This is a genomic window from Pseudomonas gebzensis (assembly GCF_034427815.1).
In the GTDB taxonomy this organism is placed as follows: Bacteria; Pseudomonadota; Gammaproteobacteria; order Pseudomonadales; family Pseudomonadaceae; genus Aquipseudomonas.
In genome coordinates this window covers 1-457 of sequence record NZ_JAXQNS010000047.1, presented here as the reverse complement: position 1 = coordinate 457, position 457 = coordinate 1, and the positions used below count along the sequence as shown (strand labels likewise).

Sequence of the window (457 nt, the reverse complement as noted above, 5' to 3'; positions counted from 1 at the left end):
TTGGCCCACTGCAATAGTGATGGTTTCGCCGTTGGCGAGTTTCACAGTGACCGGGGCATTGGTGACCGGCGCGCTCACGGAAGCGGTGTAGACGATGGAGCCGCCTTCGACCACCGATGGTGTGGCGGTCAGGGTCACGGTCGAAGTATCGACCGTATCAGTCACCGCAGTAGTTACTGAAGTTTGGTTAGCCACCAGGCTTTCATAGTTGCCGCCTGTAACGGTGGCGATGCTGTTGCTGACCGAGTCATGGCCGACGTAGACGTCGTTGCTGACCGCCGTCGTGACTGTCCCGGAGCTCTGGCCCACTGCAATAGTGATGGTTTCGCCGTTGGCGAGTTTCACGGTGACCGGGGTATTGGTGACCGGCGCGCTCACGGAGGCGGTGTAAACGATTGAACCACCCTCTGCGACCGATGGAGTGGCGGTCAGAGTCACGGTCGAAGTATCGACCGTA

The 457-nt window shown here is 59.5% G+C and carries 1 protein-coding gene; it reads right to left on the bottom strand.

What is annotated here, in order from left to right; genetic code table 11:
• The coding region (locus SJI00_RS22405; RefSeq protein WP_322463863.1) for an immunoglobulin-like domain-containing protein at positions 1-457 on the bottom strand (457 nt) is incomplete at both ends.